Annotated in this window: 10 protein-coding genes; 5 read left to right on the top strand and 5 right to left on the bottom strand. The window is 66.8% G+C overall.

Annotated elements, in window-relative coordinates; genetic code table 11:
• Positions 1-28 precede the first annotated feature (28 nt).
• The 4 genes from ACTYOL_RS10720 (at position 29) to ACTYOL_RS10705 (ending at position 3,300) form a co-directional block, all read left to right on the top strand.
• On the top strand, positions 29-421 hold the full coding sequence (locus ACTYOL_RS10720) for a MerR family transcriptional regulator (protein ID WP_054893249.1): 393 nt from the start codon (positions 29-31) through the stop codon (positions 419-421).
• A 20-nt stretch (positions 422-441) separates the two neighbouring features.
• The gene (locus ACTYOL_RS10715; protein WP_197889515.1) at positions 442-1,341 is read left to right on the top strand and encodes a hydroxymethylglutaryl-CoA lyase; all 900 of its coding nucleotides are present in this window, start codon (positions 442-444) and stop codon (positions 1,339-1,341) included.
• Between the two features lie 120 nt (positions 1,342-1,461).
• The gene (locus tag ACTYOL_RS10710) at positions 1,462-2,361 is read left to right on the top strand and encodes a LysR family transcriptional regulator (RefSeq protein ID WP_125930170.1); all 900 of its coding nucleotides are present in this window, start codon (positions 1,462-1,464) and stop codon (positions 2,359-2,361) included.
• Between the two features lie 144 nt (positions 2,362-2,505).
• On the top strand, positions 2,506-3,300 hold the full coding sequence (locus ACTYOL_RS10705; protein WP_153774892.1) for a class II aldolase/adducin family protein: 795 nt from the start codon (positions 2,506-2,508) through the stop codon (positions 3,298-3,300).
• 39 nt (positions 3,301-3,339) lie between these two features.
• Here the strand turns inward: ACTYOL_RS10705 and ACTYOL_RS10700 are convergent, their stop codons facing one another.
• Together ACTYOL_RS10700 and ACTYOL_RS10695 are read right to left on the bottom strand one after the other, a co-directional pair.
• Complete coding sequence (locus ACTYOL_RS10700; protein WP_444757902.1) at positions 3,340-4,800, bottom strand: aspartate/glutamate racemase family protein; 1,461 nt, start codon at positions 4,798-4,800, stop codon at positions 3,340-3,342.
• Positions 4,801-4,813: 13 nt separating this feature from the next.
• Complete coding sequence (locus ACTYOL_RS10695) at positions 4,814-6,097, bottom strand: dicarboxylate/amino acid:cation symporter (protein WP_444757901.1); 1,284 nt, start codon at positions 6,095-6,097, stop codon at positions 4,814-4,816.
• Between the two features lie 350 nt (positions 6,098-6,447).
• Here ACTYOL_RS10695 and ACTYOL_RS10690 point away from each other — a divergent pair, with 350 nt between their 5' ends.
• A complete protein-coding gene (locus tag ACTYOL_RS10690; protein ID WP_153774889.1) occupies positions 6,448-7,350 on the top strand; it encodes a LysR substrate-binding domain-containing protein in 903 nt (300 codons plus the stop codon).
• A 50-nt stretch (positions 7,351-7,400) separates the two neighbouring features.
• On the opposite strand, the gene ACTYOL_RS10685 is transcribed toward ACTYOL_RS10690, so the two are convergent.
• Genes ACTYOL_RS10685 through ACTYOL_RS10675 form a run of 3 tightly spaced genes read right to left on the bottom strand, consistent with a single transcriptional unit; the run spans position 7,401 to position 20,069 of the window.
• Positions 7,401-10,379: an autotransporter outer membrane beta-barrel domain-containing protein gene (locus ACTYOL_RS10685; protein ID WP_444757900.1), complete on the bottom strand. Its 2,979-nt coding sequence runs from the start codon at positions 10,377-10,379 to the stop codon at positions 7,401-7,403.
• 45 nt (positions 10,380-10,424) lie between these two features.
• The gene (locus ACTYOL_RS10680) at positions 10,425-11,411 is read right to left on the bottom strand and encodes an alpha/beta hydrolase (protein WP_444757899.1); all 987 of its coding nucleotides are present in this window, start codon (positions 11,409-11,411) and stop codon (positions 10,425-10,427) included.
• Positions 11,412-11,471: 60 nt separating this feature from the next.
• Entirely contained in the window at positions 11,472-20,069 is an 8,598-nt protein-coding gene (locus ACTYOL_RS10675; RefSeq protein WP_444757898.1) for an amino acid adenylation domain-containing protein, read from the bottom strand.
• Positions 20,070-20,079 lie beyond the last annotated feature (10 nt).

Raw genomic sequence — 20,079 nt, 5'->3', positions numbered from 1 at the left:
TACTCACATTCCACCCCCGAGCCCGAGCATGAGCAGCCAGACCTACAGCATTTCCGACCTGTCCCGCGAGCTGGACATCACCACCCGCGCCATCCGCTTCTACGAGGAGCAGGGTCTGCTGAGCCCCGAGCGTCGCGGCCTGGAGCGCATCTATTCGGCACGTGACAAGGTGACCCTCAAGCTGATCCTGCGCGGCAAGCGCATCGGCTTCTCGCTGGCCGAGTGCCGCGAGCTGATCGAGCTGTACGACCCCAGCGGCGGCAACCTCAAGCAGCTCACCAGCATGCTGGCCAAGATCGCCGAGCGCCGCGCGCAACTGGAGCAGCAGATGCTCGATATCCAGCAGATGCACCTGGAGCTGGACACTGCCCAGGAGCGCTGCGAGCAGGCCCTGGCCGCCACCCTGAACAATAACCGTTGATTCGCCACAGGAACCCCGCCATGTCATTGCCCGCACACGTGCGCCTGGTCGAAGTCGGCCCGCGCGACGGCTTGCAGAACGAAGCCCAACCCATCAGCGTCGCCGACAAGGTGCGGCTGGTGGACGACCTCACCGACGCCGGGCTCTCCTACATCGAGGTGGGCAGTTTCGTCTCGCCCAAGTGGGTGCCGCAAATGGCTGGATCGGCCGAGGTGTTTGCCGGTATCCGCCAGCGTGCCGGGGTGACCTACGCGGCCCTGGCGCCGAACTTGCGCGGTTTCGAGGATGCACTGGCAGCCGGGGTCAAGGAGGTGGCGGTGTTCGCCGCGGCGTCCGAGGCGTTCTCCCAGCGCAACATCAACTGCTCGATCAGCGAGAGCCTGCAGCGCTTCGAACCGATCATGGGCGCCGCGCGCGAGCACGGTATCCGGGTCCGCGGCTATGTATCCTGCGTGCTCGGCTGCCCTTATGAAGGCAAGGTCAGCGCCGAGCAGGTCGCCCCGGTCGCCCGGGCCCTGCACGACATGGGCTGCTACGAAGTGTCGCTGGGCGACACCATCGGCACCGGCACCGCCGGCGATACCCGGCGCCTGTTCGAGGTGGTCTCGGCGCAGGTGCCGCGCGAGCAGCTTGCCGGCCACTTCCACGACACCTACGGCCAGGCCCTGGCCAATGTCTATGCCAGCCTGCTCGAAGGGATCAGCGTGTTCGACAGCTCGGTGGCCGGGCTCGGCGGCTGCCCCTACGCCAAGGGCGCCACAGGCAACATCGCCACCGAAGACGTGCTGTACCTGCTGCAAGGCCTGGGCATCGAGACCGGTATCGACCTGGACAAACTGGTCGCCGCCGGCCAGCGCATCAGCGACGTGCTGGGGCGTGCCAACGGCTCGCGGGTGGCACGGGCGCGCAACGCCCGCTGACGCTCGCCCGGGGCGGCGAGCGCCGCCCTGCTTGCCTCACTCATCGAACTGTGACAATCCCGACCATCAGGATTATGCTCTGCGGGTATGTCCTCCAGTCTCAATATGTGAGCGCCGAATATGAAAATCGATGACATGGACGCCTTCGTGGCCGTCATCCGTTGCCAGTCGACCAACCTTGCCGCCGAAGCGCTGCAACTGACCCAGCCGGCCATCACCCGGCGCGTGCAGAACTTCGAGGAAGACCTCGGCGCCACCTTGCTCGACCGCAACACCAAGCCACTCAAGCCCACGCCCATGGGCCTGCGTGTGTACGAGCAGTGCAAGGCCATCCTGCGTGAAATCGACGCCCTGCGCGAACTGGTGGCCAACGATGGCGCGCCGTCCGGCACCCTGCGGCTGGGCGTGCCGCAGACACTGGGCGATGTGGTGCTGCTCGAGGCCCTGGCGCAGATCCGCCAGGCCTACCCTGAGCTGCGCACCCAGGTCACCAGCGGCTGGGGCAGCAGCCTGATCGCGCGCATGGAAAACGGCGAGCTGGATGCCGCTGCCGCCCTCTTCCCACCGGGCAAGATCTTCCCCGAGGGCATCGCCAGCCATTCCATCACGCGTATGCCGTTGCGGGTGGTCGCGGCCAAGGGCAGCGCCGGCAAGCGCAGCTACAAGTTGCGCGACTGCTATACCCGCGGCTGGGTGCTCAACCCCGATGGTTGCGGCTTTCGCGCCGGGCTGCAGCGCGCATTGAGCGAACAGGGGTTGTCACTGTCGATCAACCTCGAAACCTTCGGCACCGAGTTGCAACTGGGGCTGGTCGCCAACGGCCAGGGCCTGGGCCTGGTGCCCGAACCGCTGTTGCTTGCCAGTCGCCATCGAGACCTGCTGGACATCGTCAACGTCAGCGATTTCAAGCCGCAAGTCGACCTGTGGCTGTTCCATCCACGCTACCTGGGCAACCTCCAGGAGCCGGTGGAGCTGTTCGGCGCCGTGGCAGGCACCCGCCTGAACAGCGCAGCGAGCTGACCCGGCTAAATGATCACCTTGCATAAAAACAAAAAAGATAATTCTTAAAACGAATAATTAGCATAGAACCAAAAAGACTTTTACAGCGTTGCGCCAGACGCCTACGGTCCTGTTCACACCGTACTGCTTGCACTGGAGCACCGCATGAGTTCACTGTCCGTCGTACCTCCCAGCCAGGAGGCCGTGCGCCTACGGGTCAGCGCCGAGGAATGGGAGGTGCGGGTCAAGCTCGCCGCCGCCTATCGCCTGGCGGCCCTGTTCCGCTGGACCGATCACATCTACACGCATTTCTCGGCACGGGTTCCCGGCCCGGACGAGCACTTCCTGATCAACGCCTTCGGCCTGCTGTTCGACGAAATCACCGCGTCGAACCTGGTCAAGGTGGATGTCGACGGCACGATCATCGACGACCCGCTGGGCCTGGGCATCAACCAGGCCGGCTACGTCATCCACAGCGCGATCCACCGCGCCCGCCCCGACCTCAAGGCCGTATTGCACACCCACACCCGCGATGGCGCGGCGGTGTCTGCCCAGCGTGACGGCCTGCTGCCGGTCTCCCAGCATGCGTTGGCCTATTACAGCCGCGTGGTGTATCACGACTACGAGGGCGTCGCGCTGGACCTGGATGAACAGCAGCGCCTGGTGGCCAACCTGGGGCAAAGCAATATCCTGATCCTGCGCAATCACGGCTTGCTCACCGGCGGCATCAGCGTCGAGCATGCCTTCCGTGAGCTGCACGGCCTGGAGCGCGCCTGCAACATCCAGATCGCCGCCCAGGCCGGTGGCAACGACCAGCTGCAGTACACCTCCCCGGCGGCGATTGCCAAGGTGCATGAGCAGTCGAAGCGCTTTTCCGACGGGCTTGGCGAAGGGATCCAGCGGCACTGGGATGCGTTGATCCGGCAACTGGATCGCGAGGGGCGCGATTACCAAAACTGACCACAGCACCTCCTGCGGCAGCGGGCATGCCCGCTGCGCTTACCTCAGCCCTCGCGCCAACGCCACGCAGCGGCGCGCCAGCACATCGGTCGGGTCCACCAGTGCCACCTGCACCCCGTCGATGGGGAAGCCATCGGCCTGGGCCAGAATCAACGGCAATTCGGTACAGCCCAGGATCAACACCCGCGCGCCCTGCCCGACCAGTTGCCCGGCGCCGGCCAGCAGGTCATCCCGACACTGCCCTTCGCTAAATCCCGCCTTGACGCCTTCCTCACCATAGATCGCACGCATCACCCGCGCCTGCGCCGCATCGTCCGGCACCAGCAACGACAGGCCGACGCGTTCGGCCGCCGCGTGATAGACCCCACTCTGCAACGTGCCCGAGGTCGCCAGCAGCCCCACCCGCACCTCACGACCATAGCGGTGCAGAATGAAATCGATGGTCTCGCTCAGCATGTTGACGATCGGCACCGCCAGATGCTCCTGGATCCGCTCGACATAGGCATGCGCGGTGTTGCACGGGATCGCGATGGCATCGGCGCCCTCCTCTTCCAGGCGGCGGCAGGTCGAGTACATCGCCACGGTCGGGTCGGCCTCCTGGCGCAGTAGGTTGGCGGTGCGATCGGGAATCTGCGGGTTCTGCTCGACCACCATCCTGATATGGTCCTGGTCACGCCCGGCCGGAGTGTTCTTCACTACCTTGCCCATGAAATCCACGGTCGCCGCCGGCCCCACGCCACCGACGATCCCCAGCTTGAACGGCGCGAGGCTGGGCACCGAATCGGTGGCGCTGGCGAAGTCGGCATACACCTGGTTGGCATCGATGCAGTGAATGCCACGGCGCATCAGCTCTGGCGCCAGCAACGACAGCTCGGTCATGCCCGGCAGCAACAGCGTCGCGCCCTGGCCCTCGAGCTCCAGGCAAACCTGATGCAGCAGCTCCAGCGCCACCCCATCCAGATGTCCGGCCTTGATGCCTGCAGGCCCGTACACCGCCTCCATCAACGCCGCCTGCTGCACCGGCGAGGGATGGATCAGTTCGTAGTCGTCGGCAAGATGCCGCTCGAACAACCCCGAAGCGCGCACATAGTCCGAAGCCAGCACGCCCAGGCGCGCACCGGGCGGGGCGATGTGCGCCACATGGGCCTTGAGCGCCGCCATCAGGTCGACGATGGCGATCTGCAGCTCGGCGCGCAGTTCGTCGATGAAGGTATGGCTGGCGAAGCACGGCACCAGCACGGCGTCGGCACCGCTGTCGGCATAGCCCTGGCAGACCTGGAACACGTAGAGCTTGCGCGAGGTCATGCTCGCGCCCGCGCTGAGCGGCAACGCCAGGTCCTTGAAGGGGTGCTGCTCGAACAGCAGGTGGTAGCGGCCCTGTTCGGCCAGCAGGGGCTGGCTCTTGAGCAGCTTGAGGAACAGATCGCCACCGGCCAGCGAGCCGAGGCCGCCGATGATGCCGAGGGTGCGCGCGTTGGAGGTCTTGCGTGGGCTTATCATGGGACGGTCCGGATCAGGCGTGGGTGGCAGGTTTCAGCGCAGGTTCGACAGGCGTCGGGGCATCCTCATGGCGCCGTTCGAGGTCGGCGATCACCGCCGTGGCGATGCTGTTGCCCACCACGTTGGTCGCGGTACGGCCCATGTCGAGGAACTGGTCGATGGCCAGGATCAGCAACAGCCCGGCCTCGGGCAGGTGGAACATCGGCAGCGTCGCCGCGACCACCACCACCGAGGCCCGCGCCACCCCGGCCATGCCCTTGCTGGTGACCATCAGGGTCAACAGGATCAGCACTTGCTGGGTAAAGCTCAGCTCGATGTTGTAGGCCTGGGCGATGAACATGATGGCGAAGGCCTGGTACATCATCGAGCCGTCGAGGTTGAACGAGTAGCCCAGCGGCAGGACGAAGCTCGACACACGCTTGGGTGCACCGAATTTCTCCAGCGCATCGATGGTCTTGGGGTAGGCCGACTCGCTGCTCGCAGTGGAGAACGCCAGCAGCACCGGCTCGCGGATCAACTTGCCCAGGGTGAAAACCGGGCGCCCGAGGAAGCCGTAGCCCACCGCGAACAGCACCATCCACAGCAGCAGGATGCCCAGGTAGAACTGGCCGATCAGCTTGCCGTAGTCGAACAGCAGGCCAATGCCCTGGGTGGTGACGGCGGCGGCCAGCGCGGCGAAGACGCCGACCGGGGCGAACATCATCACGTATTCGGTGATGCGGAACATCACCTTGGCAAGCTCGTCCACCAGCTCGCCGATACGGGTGTTGCCACGTTGCTTGACGAACGCCAGCGCCAGCCCGAAGAACAGCGAGAACACCACGATCTGCAGGATCTCGTTGTTGGCCATGGCTTCGGCGATGCTGCGCGGGAACACATGGCTGATGAAGGTCTTGAGGCTGAAGTCCCCGGCGTTGACCGCCACAGCGCTCACTGCCTGGCCCGATTCCACGCTCAGGTTCAGGTGGGCGCCAGGCTGGAAAAGATTGACCAGCAGCATGCCCAGGGCCAGGGAGAACACCGAGGCGCTGACGAACCAGATCATCGAGCGCAGGCCGATGCGTCCCACCGAGCCGGAATTACCCAGGCTGCTGATCCCTGCGACCAGGGTGGCGAACACCAGCGGGGCGATGATCATCTTGATCATGCGCAGGAAGATGTCGGTGACCAGGCTGAAGTAACCGGCAATCTGCTTGGCGGCGTCCGCGGAGCCTGCGTAGGTGTTGCACAGCCAGCCGACGACGATGCCGAGCAGGATCGCCACGGCGATGTAACGGGGTAGTTTCTTGTTATTCATCTCGACCTCTGTCTGTCGAATGCGGGAGGGACAGCAACAGGCTACGACGCACGGCCGGGGCAGTTGATGAGGATGCGCGATGGGTTCATGCGTAATTCGCATAGTTGTCGAATTTCGGTGAATCTGGATAGGAGCGGTTATAAAATGCAGGCATTGAACCGCGCCACATATCCTGTGGGAGCGGGCTTGTCCCGCGATTGGGCGCGCAGCGGCCATAACACCGGACACCGAGATGCATCAGAAAGATCTTGGTTGCCTGGCTTGCGGCCGCTACGCGCCCGATCGCGGGACAAGCCCGCTCCCACAGGGTGCGGCTGCAGAATCTACGCACCAACCACAGGCCCACCACCATGCAGACCAAATGGATCGATGACCTGCTGGCCATCGCCGAGACCAAGAGCTTTTCCCGCGCGGCCGAGATCCGCTGCATCACCCAGTCCGCGCTGTCGCGACGCATTCGCTCGCTGGAGGAATGGGTCGGCGTCGAGCTGGTCGACCGCAGCACCTATCCGGTGCAACTGACCGCCGCCGGCAAGACCTTCTGCGACGAAGGCCGAGACGCGCTGTCGATCTTCCATGACCTGCGCTCGGCGCTGCGCCGTGGCGAGCGCATGCCCGGGCGCTCGATCCAGGTGGTGGCCGGGCACACCCTGTCGATGACCTTCCTGCCCACCTGGTTCGCCGGTTTCCAGCGCCGCTACGGCTACTTCAATGCGCGGGTGCTGGCCGCCAACGTGCAGGAGGCGGTCATCGCCCTGGCCGAAGGCAGCTGCGACCTGATGATCGGCTACAGCCACGCGCGTGCACCGATCATCCTCGACCGTGACAAGTTCGTCGGCCTGCGCCTGGGCAGCGATGCCTTCTTCCCGGTGTCGGCGCCCGACGCAGATGGGCGCCCGCTGTTCGCCCTGCCGGGGGCAGCGGGCAAGCCCATCCCCTACCTCGCCTACACCTCTACCTCGTTTCTCGGGCGGGTGGTGGATGTGCTGCTGCAGGGCAACGCGCAACCTCACCTCAAGCGCTTCTACGAAGCCGACATGGCCATGCACCTGATGCGCATGGCCCGCGAAGGCTATGGCATCGCCTGGCTGCCGGAGTCGGCGGTCGAGGAGGAACTGGCCAGCGGTCGGCTGGTGCGCGCAGGCGGGGACGAGTGGAGCGCGGAACTGGAAATCTGGTCATTCCGCTCGATCGGCAACAGCAACCCGACCATGCTCGAGCTGTGGAAGTCGCTGGAGCACGACCTGCGCTGAAACGCTGCCGGGGCCCTTGCGGCCCCGGCTTCAAGTGCATCGACGGGCGATCAGAACTTCAACTGCCATTGCCCCATCACGGCGTGATTACGCGCATTGCTGCCCAACTCGCCGTTGTAGCCCAGGCCCACACTCTGCCGTGCACTGAGTCCCAGCTCCAGCCCGGCCTCGACGACCAGGCTGTCACGGTCCAGCGCACTGCCCTGGACGCTGAACGCATCGCCGCCGGCCAGGAACGCCTGGCGCGTGCGGGTGTCGAGGTTGCCATAGGTGTGGCGCCAGCCCAGGCTGGCGCGGGGCGTCAGGCTCATGCCGTTGTCCAGTTGCCCCAGGTGTGCGATGCGCACGCCGAAGGTACTGGTGACGTTGTCCTGCGTGTCGGCATCCACCGCCAACGCAGCATCGCCGCCCTTCTCGCGGTAGCTGTCGCGGTGATAGCGCTGGTAGCCCAGGTTGGCGAAAGGCTCGGCACTCAGGCGCCCGCTGCCCAGGGCATAGCCCAGCTCGGCGAAGGCCTGCTGGCTGTCGGCATCGTAGTTGCCCTTCAGGCGCTCATCGAAGCCATCGAAGGCCACGCTGCGCTTGCTGTCGCCGTCATGGCTGCTGTACGCCGCGCCCAGGCGCAGGGCCAGCGGGCCACTCTGGCGTTGGGCGTAGACGCCGGCATGCCAGCTGCGCACCTTGCCATCCAGGCCGCTGGCGTCCAGGCGGGTGCGCGAGTAGCCGCCCAGCACGCCCAGGCGCCAGTCGCTGCCCACCGCCCAGTCCAGGCCCATCACCGCGCCGCCGGTGCGCTGTTCCAGGCTGCTGGCGCCGTGGCTGCCATCGACCTTGCCGTAGCTGCCCAGCGCCTGGCCCCACACTCGCCCCTGGGCGTTCGGGTCGTTGAGGTTGCGCACGCCCTGGGGCAGGCCGGTGGCAGCGAGCACCGGGGTGTCCTGCTGATCCAGGCCCACCAGCAACCCGGAATTGCTGCCCATCGACTGCAAGGCGCCGAGCATGGTGCTGCCCACCTGGGCGCTACCGGCCAGGGTGGCCGCAGCGAGGTTGGCGGTGTTGCTGCCCGACAGCTGCTCGATGGCATTGCCTGCGCTGGCGTTCGAGGTATTGAGCAGCGCACTGTACAGCGCACTGCCGCTGCCCAGGCTGGCCAGGCTGCGCGCCGCAGCGCCAGCGTTGGCGCTGCGGGCGAACTGATCGAAGGCGACGTCGTTGCGGGTGTAGGTCAGGCCCACCGAGTGGCTGCTGTAGCTCAGTTTCGGGGTGAGGAAGGCGTAGTCACTGGTGACCTGGCCAAAGGTGCCGTTGATCGCACCGGCGTTGAGCACGGTGTACTGGCTCTGCCAGGGGTAGTGGCCAGGCGTCGGCTGGATGCGCAGGGTGGCACCGCCCAGATTGGCGGTACCGGTGACGGTGATCGGCGCGCTGCTGCCGTCGGCGTTGACGCCATAGACCAGGCTGGCGCCCGAATCGAACTTCAGGTCGCCCTTGACCGTGGCCACGCCCAGCCCGGTGTTGGTCAGCATCGTGCCCCTGACGTCGAGGCCACCGACCACACCACCGCCCGCGTAGGTCGCCCCCCGGTCTACCCGCAAACTGCCGAGCACGCTGCCCTGGTTGACCAGCGCTGCGCCCTGGGTGATCTCGCCACCCTGGCTGAAATCGTTGACGCTGCTCAGCGTCCAGGTGCCCCCGGAGACCAGCAGCTTCTCGAAGTTGGCGCTGTTGCCGAACTGGCCGCTGCCCTCGAGCTGCAGCGTATCGACGCCATCGCCCGCATCCACCAGGCCATTGAACACCCCACCGGTACGCACGATCAGGCGGTCGTCGCCGCCGCCCATGCTCAATGCCAGGCCGTTGCCGCCGCTGATGGTGCCGCTGTTGATCACAGTGTCATCGAAGTTGCCGATCAGCTTGATGCCGAAGCCACGCTCACCACGAATGGTGCCGGCGTTGTCGATGGTGGTGGCGCCGACACCCGAACCTTCGGCACCGTCGTCCACCAAAATACCGTTGTCGACGCTGCGGATCAGGCCGGTGCTGGTGTTGGTGACCGTACCGCCGCCCATGGCGATGCCTTCGCTGCCGTTGGGCCTCCCGCCGCTGTCCACGCCCTTGGCGCCCAGGCCCTGGATGGTGCCGGCGTTGTAAATGTGGCCGATCAAGTCGATATCGACGCCATCGCCATCGCCATTGATCTTGCCGTCGGCGATGGCACCGGTGATGGTGCCCCAGTTGTACACAGTGCCGGTACCGTCGGAGCCGAAGCCCGAGCCGTTGCGCCCGGTGACGCTGGCACCGGCATAGTTGTAGAGGGTGGCGTCGGTCTTGAGGTCGATGCCGTGACGGTCGGCACTGATGCTGCCGTAGTTGTACACGGTGACGCCGGTCGAAGTGCCGATCTTGATGCCGTCGTATTTCTGGTCCAGGCCCTTGGCATCCTGGGGCGCGGTGTCGGTATAGATACGCCCGTAGTTGGTGATGGTGGCGTTGGAGCCGGTCTTGATCGCGTCGTTGCCCACGGCGTGGATCACGCCGCTCGCCTCGTTCACCAGGGTGGTGCTGAAGCCTGGGTTGTTGAGGGCCTCCAGATCGATGGCCTGGCCATCGGTGATGGACTCGATGGTCCCGGCGTTGCTGATCTTGAGGCTGCCGCCCGCGCTGGGGTTGGTCTGGAAACGGATACCGTCGTTGGTACCCTGGATCAGCGCCCCGGCACGGTTGGTGATGACGAAGAAGCTCTGGTCGGTGCCGCCATCCTTGGTATCGATACCACGGGCCACGGTGGAGCGAATGATCCCGGCATTGTCGACGCTGACCGTGGTGCCACTGGTCTGCTTGGGCAGGATCACCCCGTCGTCGGCACCCGAGACGATGCTGCCGGTCGGCGTCACCTTGAGCGTGTCGCCCTTCTTGAGTTCCAGCGTGCTGGTACTGGCATTGCCAACCTGGTAATCGGTGGCGTTGGCGGCCAGGGCAGCACTGGCCAGGGCGACACACAGGGCCAGACGGTGCGGCGTGAAATGCATGTTGGGGCGACCATTGTGATTGTTGATGGCCGGCCAATATGGCTATCAGATATTACCGTTTGATTGACAACCTGCGCCGACCGCCTTCAACCAGCGCCCCACTTCGGCATAAATCCCCTCCACGGCCTCGACCATCCCCTGCATCCGCAGGAAATCATGGGTCAGTGCCTCTTCCACCCGCCACTGCAGCGGCACGCCGGCCTTTTCCAGGGCATGCGCCCAGGCAACACCTTCATCGAGCAAAGGATCATGCCCGGCCAGGGCCATCCAGGTGGGCGCCAGCCCTTCGAGCGCCGTCAGGTGCAACGGCGACACCCGCCAATCGAGGCGCTGCGATGCGTCACGCACGTAGTGCCGGTAGAACCATTCCAGGGTTTCGCTCTCGAGCAGGTAACCCTCGGCATATTTCCCATGGGACGGCCGCTGGCAGCTGATATCGGTGACCGGATAAAACAGCAACTGCGCCAACGGACGCAACACCGCCTTCTCCGGCTGCTGCGCGGCCACGGCGGCGACGACGATGGCCAGGCTGGCTCCCGCGCTGTCGCCACTGACCACCACCCGGCGGGCATCCAGGCGCTGCGCCTCGCCGTGCTCCACCAGCCAGCGGGCACTGGCCAGGGCATCGTCCGCAGCCGCCGGGAAGGGTGCTTCCGGCGCCAGGCGGTAGGCTGGCGCGAGGACCGCAAAATCGCTGCACATCGCCAGGCGGCGACATACCGCATCGTGGGAGTCCAGGCTGCCGACCACATAGCCGCCACCGTGAAAATACAACAGCACCGGCTGCAGACCGTCCACCGGCGACTGCCGACGGTACAACCGTGCCGACAGCGGTTGGCCATCACCATCCACCATCTGCAGGTGCTCGACCTGCAGGTCCTCAGGCGGGCTCGGGTCGAGCACCTGGGAGCTGCGCTCGAATTCGGCACGGGCCTGCTCGACGCTCATCTGGTGCATGGGTTGGCTGGCACCGGTCAGTCGGCCCAGTTCGACCAGTTCGAGAAAACCGGCCAGGTCAGGATGCAGAGACATTGGGAAAATCCTCGGAAGACGCGATACGGGCGCCCGCCTGTGCGGCGGGCGCCCGAGGTTTCAATGACTGAACGTCGGGGCCAGGCTGTCGCGGATATCCGCCAGTACGCTGGGGTGCTGCAGCAATTCGAAGTGCCCTGCCGCCACCACCGCACTGGCCTGGCACTGCCCGAGCGCCGCTTCGAAACTGGCACGCTCGCGACTGCCGACGCCTTCGCCCCACCAGCAGCGCGCCTCGGCCGCCACCGCCGGCAGGCTGTGCAAGGCCTCACCCAGGGCTTTCAGGCGCATGGCCACGACGAAGGTGTGGGCCAGGTCCTGTGCCTCGATTCGGGCATACACCTCGGAGGTGCTGCCCTGCTCGCGCAGTTGCCCGATCTGCACCGCCAACGCATCGGCGTCCAGTTGCGTCAGCGTTGCGGGGTCGAGCGCCGCTGCGGGCGCATCGCCCAGGGTGACCGCCACGAAACCGTGGAAGTCGTCACGCCAGTCGCCGCCCGCTGCGGCCAGCCCCGGCAGGTAACTGTCCACCAACCCCAGCAGGCTGACTTCGCGGCCAAGGCGGATCAGCTCGGCGGCCACCAGCACCGCCAACGGCCCACCCAGCGACCAGCCCAACAGCCGCAGCGGCCCTTCAGGCTGCTTGCGCAGCACGACCTGGGCGTAGTCGCCAGCCATTGCCGCCAACGAGCTGTCCTGCCACTCGCGGTCCAGGAGCATACGGCATTGCAGGCCATAGACCGTGCACTGCCCATCCAGGTGGCGGGCCAGCGGCTCGTAGTCGAACACCGTGCCGAAGCCGGCATGCAGGCAGAACAGCGGCGAGCTGCCGTCGACGATACGGTTGAGCGCCAACAGCGGATCCGGCGCCCGCGGCTTGCGTTCGCTGCCGCACAGTTGGGCGATGGTCGGTTTGCTCATGATGTCGCGCAGCTTCAGGCTCAGGCCCAGCTCAGGTGCCGCGCGGACCTTGCCCAGCACCTTGAGCACGCGCAGCGAGTCGCCGCCCAGTTCGAAGAAGTTGTCGGTGATCCCGACCTGGTCGAGCTCCAGCACCTCCTGCCAGATGCGCACCAGCGCCTGTTCCTGCGGGGTGCTGGCCGGCACGTGCTCACGCGCCTTGAACTGCGGGTCAGGCAGGGCCTTGCGGTCGAGCTTGCCGTTGGCGCTCAGCGGCAGCGCTGCGAGCAGGATGATCTGCGCCGGGACCATGTAGTCCGGCAGTTCATCGGCCAGGTGCGCACGCAGGCTTTCGGCCAGGTTGTCACCCGCCTCGGCCACCACGTAGGCGACCAGTTGCTTGCTGCCATTGACCTCCCGCGCGACCACCACGGCATCGCGTACCTCGGCCCGCCCACGCAGGCGCGCCTCGATCTCGCCCAGCTCGATACGGAAACCGCGGACCTTGACCTGGTTGTCGAGGCGGCCGAGATAGTCGAACACGCCATCGGCGCGACGGCGCACCAGGTCGCCAGTGCGGTACAGACGCCCGCCCGCCTGCGCGAACGGGTCACAGACGAAACGCTCGGCCGTCACATCCGGACGTTGATGGTAGCCGCGCGCCAGGCCCTCACCGCCGATGTAGAGCTCACCGGCAACCCCGTCCGGCACCGGATTGAGTGCAGCGTCCAGCACATACAAGGTGCGCTCGCCGACGCGGGTGCCGATCGGTGCGTACACCGCCTCGCACGGTTGGTTGGCGGCAACGCGCCAGAGCAGCGGCGTGACCACGGTTTCGGTCGGGCCGTAGCCATTGGTCAGCGCCTGCGGGCGCAGGTTGCGGCGCACCAGGTCGTAGTTGGCCTGGGCCACCGCATCGCCACCGAAGCAGTAGATGCGCACTGCCGGCGGCTCGTGGCCTTCGGCGTACTCGGCCAGTTGTTGCAGGTAGGCTGGCGGGAAGCAGGCGATGTCGATGCGCTCGGCATGCAAAGCTTGCCAGGTCTGTTCGGGCGTCCACAGTTCGCCCGGACGGATCACCAGGCAACCGCCATTGCTCAGGGTCGACAGCCAGCGCTCCTGGGCGCCGTCGAAGGCGAACGACATGAACAGCAGCTCGCGGGTGCGCGCGTCCATCTCGTAGCGCTCGGCGATCGCCGCGCAGTGCATGGCCAGTGGGCCATGGGTGACCGCCACGCCCTTGGGCTTGCCGGTCGAACCCGAGGTGTAGATCAGGTAGGCCAGGTTGTCGGGCGACACCGTCGCGGCGCCACGGGTGATGCCCGCAGCATCGAGGTCAAGGCTGTCGAGGGGCAGCCAGTTCACCCCCTCGCGCTGCGGCAGGCGTGCCTGCACGCTGTGCTCGGTGAGGATCAGGGCAGCGTTGCTGTCTTGCAGGATCCAGTCCAGGCGCTCGCGGGGGTAGTCGATGTCCAGCGGCACGTAGGCGCCACCGGCCTTCATCACCGCGTAGAACGCCACCACCATGTCCACCGAGCGCTGCAGGGCCACGCCCACCCGCACTTCCGGGCCGACACCTTGCGCCACCAGCAACTCGGCCAGGCGGCTGGCCCGCTGTTCGAGTTGGGCGTAGGTCAACTGGCGACCGGCACACACCAGCGCGACCTGCGTCGGACGCTCACGGCTGTGGCGGGCGATCTGCTCGCCCAGCAGCGCCGTCGGCGCCTGTCCGCCCAGGCGGTTGGCCTCGAGCAACTGGCGCTGTCCGGCCTGATCGAGCAAACCGAGATTGCCAAGCCGGGCCTGCGGCTGGTCGAGCATCGCCTGCAGCAAGGTCTCGAAGCTGGCGAGGATATGCTCGACGCTGGCCGGCGTGAAACGCCCGACCAGATAGAGGAACTCGATCTTCAGGGTCGCGCCCAGATGCACCGCCAGGTCCATGGCGTAGTTGGTCACGTCACGCGTGCTCACCTGGCCGAACTGCAACTGCTGGTCCTGGGCCTGGGCCAGGCGCTCGTCCACCGGATAGTTCTCGAACACGATGATGCTGTCGAACAGGCCACCGGCGCCCTGCCCGGCCCAGCGCTGGATATCGGCCAACGCCGTGTGCTCGTGGTCGCGCACCTCCAGGTTCCAGGCCTGCAGGGCCTGCAGCCATTGGTCCAGCGGCTGCTGGTCGGACAGGGTCTGGACGATCGGCAAGGTGTTGATGAACAGGCCGAGCATCTCACCCGAGCCTGCCAACTCCGCCGGGCGCCCGGCCACCGTGGCGCCGAAGCACACGGTCTGCTGCCCGGTATGGCGCTGCAACAGCAGCAGCCAGGCCGCCTGCACCAGCGTGTTGGGGGTCACCCGCAATTGCTGGGCGACCTCGCGCAGGCGTTGGGTGCGTGCGGCATCCCAGTCCAGGTACAGCGCCGCATGGCCTTCAGCCTGCGCATCGGCCGGCAACGGCAGGCTGCTGCTGAGGCTGGTCGGCCCCTCCAGGCCTGCCAGGCGCTCGCGCCAGAAGGCTTCCTGGCGCGCCGCCGGCTGCTCGCGCAACCAGCCGATATAGTCGCGGAAATGCCCGCGCTTGGTGGGCAGCGGATGCCCGGCATAGCACTCGAAGACCTCGCCCATCAGGCGCGAATTGGACCAGCCGTCCATGAGGATATGGTGGCTGGTCCAGATCAGCTGGGTGGTGTCGTCATCCAGGCGCACCACGCTCAGGCGCGCCAGCGGCGCCTCGAGCAGCTCGAAGCCGCGCGCACAATCCTCATCGGCCAGCGCCTGCAAGGCGCCTGGCTCGACGCTGCGCTCGCGCCAGTCCAGGCAGCGCGCCGGCAGGCTGCCCTGGCGGTAGACCACCTGCAGCGGCTCGGCCAGGTGGCTGGCGGTCCAGAAACCGGTGCGCAGGATCTCGTGGCGCGCCACCACCTGCGCCCAGGCGGCGATGAACGCCTCGGCGTCGAGGCCCTTGACCTCGATGCTGGTCTGGTTGATGTACAGGTTGGCCGCCGATTCCTGGGTGTGGAACAGCATGCCCAGCTGGGTCGGCGATAGCGGGTAGATGTCCTCGACCTGCTCCAGCAGGCCGGGGAAGCGCTCGAGCTGGGCCTGATCGAGCCCGCACAGCGGGAAATCCGAAGGCGTCGCGCCGCGCAGCGGCAGTTCCACGCAGTGGCGCACCAACGCGCCGAGCTGCTCGATGTAGCGCTCGGCCAGGGCCTGAATCTCGTCGGGGGCGAACTGCGCACGGCTGAAGATCCAGTTCAGGCTCAGCTCGCCGCCATACAGCTGGCCATTGACCGTCAGCCAGTTGCCCAGCGGTGCATCCTCGCCCTGCTCCGCCCCGGCAGACTCGTTTGCCGGGGTGAACAGCGCACCATCGTCCACGGCGAAACTGCCGTCGAACTGGCCCAGGTAGTTGAAGGTCACCCGCGGCTGCGGCAATGCCGCGAGCAGCGCACGCACCTGCGGCTCGCCGTAGTAACGCAGCGCCCCGAAACCGACGCCGCGATGCGGAATGGCGCGCAGTTGCTCCTTGACCTGCTTGATCGAGGCCCCCAGCTCGGCAGCCGGCGTCAGGCACACGCTGAACATCGAACTGAACCAGCCGACGGTACGGGTCAGGTCGATGTCGTCGAACAAGGCTTCGCGCCCGTGCCCTTCCAGTTGCACCAGGGCGTGCTCGTCACCGGTCCAGGCCACCAGGGTGCGCGCCAGGGCCGTCATCAACAGGTCATTGATCTGGGTGCGATAGGCCGCAGGCGCCTGCTGCAGCAATTGTCGGGTCAGGGCCGCATCCAGGCGCACCTGCACCGTGGCGGCGTCGCGATTGAGCAGAGGTTGCGTCGGCGCGGCTACAGGCCAGTGCACCTGCACCTCGCGCAGACGCTCCCAGTACGCAAGCTCCGCCTGACCCTGCTCGCTGTGCGCATAGCTTTCCAGGCGCTCGGCCCAGGCCTTGACCGAGCTGGTGCGTGGCCCGAGGTCCGGTGCCTGGCCAGCCAGGCTCTGCTGGTAGGCGCTTTGCAGGTCGTCGAACAACACCCGCCACGACACGCCATCGACCACCAGGTGGTGAATCACCAGCAACAGGCGCTGGCTGTCGTCGGCAAGGGTGACCAGCACGGCGCGGACCAGCGGGCCGTCGGCCAGGTCGAGGCTGCGCTGCACCCGCTCACCCAGGGCTTGCAGGGCGTCGGGCTCTACCCCCTCGACCCGCTCCAGCAACGTACCGACCGTGGTCACCTCACGGAACTGTGCCTGCCACTGCCCGTCCACCTCGGTGAAGCCCAGACGCAGCGCGTCATGCTGCACCAGCAGCGCCTGCAAGGCGCGCTCCAGGGCATCGGCGTCCAGCGCCCGGGTCGGCTGCAGCAACACCGATTGGTTCCAGTGCGCGCGCTGCGCCAGCGGCAGCTCGAAGAACGCCTGCTGGATCGGCAGCAGTCCCGCCCTACCCGTCACCGGCCCCTGCTCGGCTTCCTGGCCCCCGGCCTCGATGCGCACCGCACCGGCCAGGCCCTGGATGGTCTGGTGGCGGAACAGGTCCTTGGGCGTGAAGCGGATACCGGCCTGCCGCGCACGGCTGACCACCTGGATGGAGATGATCGAGTCGCCACCCAGTTCGAAGAAGTTGTCGTTGACCCCGACCTGCTCCAGCTTGAGCACGTCCTGCCAGATCCCGGCGAGGGTCTTTTCCACGGCGCTCTGCGCCGCGACATAGGCCTGTTTCGACTGGCCGACCGCAGGGTGCGGCAGCGCACGACGTTCCAGCTTGCCGTTGGGGCTCAGCGGCAATTGCTCGAGCAGCAGCAGGTGCACCGGCACCATGTAGTCCGGCAGCACCGCGCCCAGGCGCTCTCGCAGCGTGGCGCGCAAGGCCTCGGACGCCGCGTCGTCCGCCACTGGCGTGCTTGGCACCAGATAACCCGCCAGTTGCAGGCCACCGGCACCCGGCACCGCCAGCACCACCGCTTCGCGTACTTCGTCCTGCTCCATCAGCCGTGCTTCGATCTCGCCCAGCTCGATGCGCAGCCCGCGAATCTTCACCTGATGGTCGATACGCCCCATGTACTCGATCACCCCGTCGGCGCGGTAGCGCGCCAGGTCGCCGGTGCGGTACAGCCGCTCGCCGTCACCGAAGGGGCTGGCGACGAAGCGTTCGGCGGTCAGCCCCGGACGACGGTGATAACCCCGCGCCAGGCCGGTGCCGCCCAGGTACAGCTCGCCTACCACGCCCACCGCCACCGGGCCTAGGCCAGCGTCCAGCACATAGGTCTGCAGGTTGGCGATGGGCTCGCCGATCGGCACGCTGTCGCGGCCTTCTTCGCGGCAGGTCCAGTGGGTCACGTCGATGGCCGCTTCGGTCGGGCCATACAGGTTGTACAGCCCGGCATTCGGCAGCTTGTCGAACACCTGGCGCTGGGCATCCACCGGCAGCGCCTCGCCGCTGCAAACGATACGGGTCAGGCTGTCGCAGCCCGCCACCGCCGGGTCGGCGACGAAGGCCTGCAGCATCGACGGCACAAAGTGCAGCGTGGTGATGCGCTCGCGGCGAATCAGCTCGATCAGTTGCGCCGGGTCGCGGTGCAGCCCCGGCGCGGCGACCACCAGGCAAGCGCCGGTCATCAGCGGCCAGAAGAACTCCCACACCGACACGTCGAAGCTGAACGGGGTTTTCTGCAACACCCGGTCCCCGGCAGTCAGGCCATAGGCCTCTTGCATCCAGCACAAGCGGTTGGTCAGCGCCCGATGGCGGTTGCCCGCGCCCTTGGGCTTGCCGGTGGAGCCGGAGGTGTAGATCACGTAGGCCAGGTTCTCGCCCGTGACCTCGATCACCGGCGCGTGCTCGGCATAACCGCTCAGTGGCTGGTCGAGCAACAGGCACTCCAGGCCCTGCGGCAGCGGCAACTGCTCGCGCAGGTGCGACTGGGTCAGCAGCAGTCCGATGCCGCTGTCCTCGATCATGTAGGCCAGGCGCTCGCGAGGGTATTCCGGGTCCAGCGGCACGTAGGCGCCACCAGCCTTGATCACGGCCAGCAGCGCCACGACCATTTCCACGCTGCGCTCGGCCGCCACACCCACCAGCACATCCGGGCCCACGCCCGCCGCGTGCAGGCGGTGCGCCCACTGGTTGGCCAGGGCATCGAGCTGGCGGTAGCTGAGCTGACGCTCGCCGAACACCAGCGCCGTGGCGTCCGGCGTGGCCTCGACCTGACGCTGGATCAGCGCCTGGACACTGTGCTCCAGCGGGTACTCGACCGCCGTGGCGTTCCAGCGCGCCAGGGTGTCGCGCACTTCGTCGGCAGCGATCAGCGGCAGGTCGTCCAGCGTGCAGTCGAGGTTGGCGACCATCGCCTGCAGCAGGTTCTGCCAGTGCCTGGCCAGGCGCTGCGCGGTCGCCGGTTCGAACAGGTCCAGGGCGTAGGTGAACTGCGCATCCAGCGCATCGCCCTGCTCCAGAATGTTCAGGGTCAGGTCGAACTGGGCGGTATGGCCCTCGCTCTTGAGGTTTTCGATACGCAGGCCGGACGCCTGGGCGCCGTCACCGCCAGCGCCCAACGCCGCACCACCCTGGTGATTGAACATCACCTGGAACAGCGGGCTGTGGCTGAGGGTACGTTGCGGGCGCAGTGCTTCGACCAGCTGCTCGAACGGCAAGTCCTGGTGCGCCTGCGCGCCCAGGGCATCGGCCTTGACCTGCTGGAGAAACGCCCGCACGGTCGTCTGCCCCGAGATCTCGACGCGCTGCACCAGGGTGTTGACGAAGAAGCCGACCAGTCGCTCGGTCTCCATGCGATTACGGTTGGCCACCGGCACGCCGATGCGCAGGTCACGCTGGCCACTGTAGCGGTATAGCAAGACCTGATAGGACGCCAGCAACAGCATGAACAGGGTGACGCCTTGCGCCTGCGCCACGCGACGCAGCTCGCGGCACAGCTGCGCCTCGAGCTTCACCTCAAGGCTCGCACCGCGCAGGCTCTGCTCCGCCGGGCGCGGGTGGTCGAACGGCAGCTCGAGCACCGGATGCTCGCTACCCAGGCGTTCGGTCCAGTAGGCCAACTGACGCTCCTGCTCACCGGCCTCCATCCACTGGCGCTGCCACAAGGCGTAGTCGGCGTACTGCACCGGCAGCGCCGGCAGTTGCACGGTCCGCCCTTCGCACGCGGCGGCGTACAGCTGGACCAGCTCGTCGATCATCACCTGCATCGACCAGCCATCGGTGACGATGTGGTGTTGGGTGAGCACCAGCACATGCTCCTGCTCGCCGAGCCGCAACAGCTTGACCCGCAACAGCGGGCCGGCCTGCAGGTCGAAGCGGCGCTGGATCTCCTCCTCGACACACGCCTGCAACTGCGCCTGGCGTCGTTGCGGCGCGTCGTCAAGGGCCAGGGTCTGCTGCTCGATCCCGGCCCAGTTCGGCGCATCGATCACCTGCAGCACCTGCTCGTCATCCTGGACGAAGCGGGTGCGCAAGGTTTCATGACGGGCCACCAGCGCAGCAAAGCTGGCATCGAGCGCAGCGATGTCGAGCGCGCCCTGCAACTTCAGGGCGGCACTGATGTGATAAGCACTGCTCTCGGGGCTCATCTGCCAGAGGAACCACTGCCGCTCCTGGGCATAGGACAACAGTTGCGGTTCCTCGGGCTGACGCTTGAACACCGGCGCGACGCTGAACAGATTGATGTTCTTGTGCTTGAGCATCACCGCCAAGGCCTTGCGTTCCTTCGGCGACAGCTCGCCCACCCTTTCAATCAACGCTTTCACACCGGTTCCC

The sequence above is a fragment of the Pseudomonas sp. A014 genome, assembly GCF_052378495.1.
Classification (GTDB): domain Bacteria; phylum Pseudomonadota; class Gammaproteobacteria; order Pseudomonadales; family Pseudomonadaceae; genus Aquipseudomonas; species Aquipseudomonas machongensis.
Note: the sequence above shows the minus strand (reverse complement) of the source record. Positions and strands in the feature narration are given on the sequence as shown.